This window comes from uncultured Rhodoblastus sp. (genome assembly GCF_903903185.1).
GTDB lineage: Bacteria > Pseudomonadota > Alphaproteobacteria > Rhizobiales > Beijerinckiaceae > Rhodoblastus.
The window spans coordinates 1-2,506 of record NZ_CAIUXT010000192.1 but is presented as its reverse complement, the minus strand read 5'-3'; the positions used below and the strand labels follow the sequence as shown (position 1 = coordinate 2,506).

The window sequence follows — 2,506 nt, the reverse complement described above, 5'->3', positions numbered from 1 at the left end:
GCCGCCCGCAACAGCACCCGTGCGCCTTGCGGGATCATGCCTCGCGCACCGCGCGCAGCAGACGGCGAAGGTCGGCTTCCAGAATGTCGGCGTTCACCCGCACCACCGCTCCGCCGATCTCGATCTCCACGCGCTGCCGCGTCTTGGTCGCACGCGGCTCCGCCGGCGCCTGGCGCTCGACCTTCTCCGCCCGCAAAGCGGCAGCGCGACGCCACCCGAACAGCTGCGACGGCGCGATATCCAGCGTCCGCGCCAGCGCCGAAATATTCACCCCTGGCTCCAGCGACGCCGCGATCGCTCCGTCCTTGAAGTCGTCGGACCAGCGCCGGCGTTCGCCAACCGGCGCTCCGTCGAGCCGCTCGGCTCGGACCTCGATGAATTGGTTCGTGTTGGTTCCGCGCATAGGCCTAGACATAGATGTTGCTATCCATGTCCAACCATTACCAAACACGAGCCCCGCGCCGCCAGAATGGCGCCGGCTGGACGCTTACCATCGGACCGTGACGGTCGACGATGCACAACCGATCGCATTCGCCCCATGGCGAGGTGGTCGCGTACAAAACCGTCTCATCATCGACCTGCCAGCTGATATGACACCGGCACAGCGGCTAGAAATTGCACAAAGATTTTGTGACCAGCAATTTTCTCAAAAAGGGGCTCCTTTCCATTGCGCCATTCACAAACCGACAAAATCGAATGACGAACGCCATTATCATATGCACATAACTTTTCATGATCGCCCGGCCACGAAAATGATCGATCCATCTACGGGAATGGAAGCATGGGATTTCTCGATTGTTCAAACGACTAAGAAAGCTAATCGCGTCACAATTTCACGAAGGCCTCACCAACAGGGCAAAATCCGCGATTTTCAAGATATCAAATGGCCACGTCAAGCCCGTAAAAATTTTGCCGAAATCGTCAACGCCGTTCGAAAACAAAATGGCATGGCGCCCATTTACGACCATCGAAAATACGAAGAAATGGGAATCATTTATGAAGTCCTTCCAAATTTAACGAGGTCTGAATTTCATGACGTCCAACGCGGTCGTGATAATCCCGAAGCCGCTTTGAAAGTCGAAAAAAGATGGGATCGCGCTTTGATGAAAGCGGCTGACGAAGCCGAAATCATCCTGCCTAATAAAGGAGTCACCAAAAGATTTGTAAATCTGATCGCCAACGTCTCAAAAAGAGCGCCAGCGTCGATCGTTATGGCCAAGGCGGCGCATGGCGCCTATATCGGAGCCATAAACCGGATAAACGACACAAGGCTTGATCGCGTCGCCTTGAAGATTGCCATCGACAAGGAATTGTCCGCTCTGACGCCAGAGATCGGACCTTCCTCACCCGATTCCAAAAAAATGAAGGCTGCAATCGAACAATTGCACCGCCATCTCGCCAAGCCGCTTGACGATCAGGAAGAGCTAGCGCGCGAAAGCCAGCGCCTGGCCGTCAACCAGCTCATCCTGCTCGAAAAACAGCTCGGAAAAATCTCGCTGGGTTCTCTTTCGCTGCCAGGCCGAAGCTTCTCGGATCTAATGGGCCGCGCCGGCCTTTCTGGTGTTCTTCAAATTTTTCAGGCGAACCAAAATACGATCGAAGTCCCGGTCGCGACGCCGCCGGCCACCCCATCGCCGCCGCCAATCCGGACGACCGTGCGGCCCCCGACTACGCCGATCCCTGTCACCCACCCTATGCAACCAATTCGACCAGATCCCTATGCGCCACCCCCACTCATCGATCCAGGCATGGGAAGACTAAGGCAGATATCCCGAAAAGCCGCTGCCTTTGCTGCGCCGTCAAAACCACCGGCACAACCGGACGTCATCAAAAATCCGGTATCCACGGCGCCTACGCCCTCGCCAGTCGTCCCGCCAAGAACCATCGCCCCTGCTCATGCTTCGGCGCCGCCAATCGGCGCAGCCAGATCGTTTTCGCCTGAATTGCCTACAAAAACGACTGCCGGACAAAAAGATGCAGTTACCCCGACGCCAGTGGCCGGAACGGTCCGGCCGGTCGTAGCACCACTTTCGCCTCATGTTCCCCAAAAACAAGGTCTTTCCATCGCAGATACGAAGTCCATTAACGCGCCGGCAAAACCAGCCAATCCCGAAAATTCTCCATCTAAACCAGAACCCGAAAAAAAGCCTTCCGTTACAGCGGCTCCTCCCGTTCCAATGATTTCCAAAGAGGAAGAGGAGCGACGCGAAAAAGAACGGCGTGACCGCCGCCGGGCCATCTTGACCAATCCACCACGTCCTCCGCGCGGTCGCGGCGGTTGGGAGCGATAGATCCCCACATGGCGTCGATTTCGTCCTTCGTCATGGTGCGGCCGTTTGGGCCGGCGCGTCAGGAGAGTTCGGCGCTTAGGCGCTGTTGAACAATAACCGCTTCATGGGGTTGAGTGGGGCCTGATCGTGTAATTCCACTCTCCGTGGAATTCGTGGCGGCGGAGTTCGACGGCATTGATTGCTTCGTCGGACACTTTAACGCCTGCGGGATAGAT

The 2,506-nt window shown here is 56.8% G+C and carries 3 protein-coding genes; 1 reads left to right on the top strand and 2 read right to left on the bottom strand.

What is annotated here, in order from left to right; translation table 11 throughout:
- Positions 1-34: 34 nt before the first annotated feature.
- Positions 35-403 (bottom strand): transposase, encoded by a 369-nt coding sequence (locus tag QZY01_RS17350; protein ID WP_294539646.1) that lies wholly within the window; start codon positions 401-403, stop codon positions 35-37.
- A 97-nt stretch (positions 404-500) separates the two neighbouring features.
- Between QZY01_RS17350 and QZY01_RS17345 the strand changes: the two genes are divergently transcribed.
- Positions 501-2,291, top strand: a complete 1,791-nt coding sequence (locus QZY01_RS17345) for a MobA/MobL family protein (protein ID WP_294539643.1) — start codon at positions 501-503, stop codon at positions 2,289-2,291.
- Positions 2,292-2,392: 101 nt separating this feature from the next.
- Here the strand turns inward: QZY01_RS17345 and QZY01_RS17340 are convergent.
- Positions 2,393-2,506: hypothetical protein (locus QZY01_RS17340; protein WP_294539649.1), on the bottom strand; the 114-nt coding region annotated here is incomplete at its 5' end.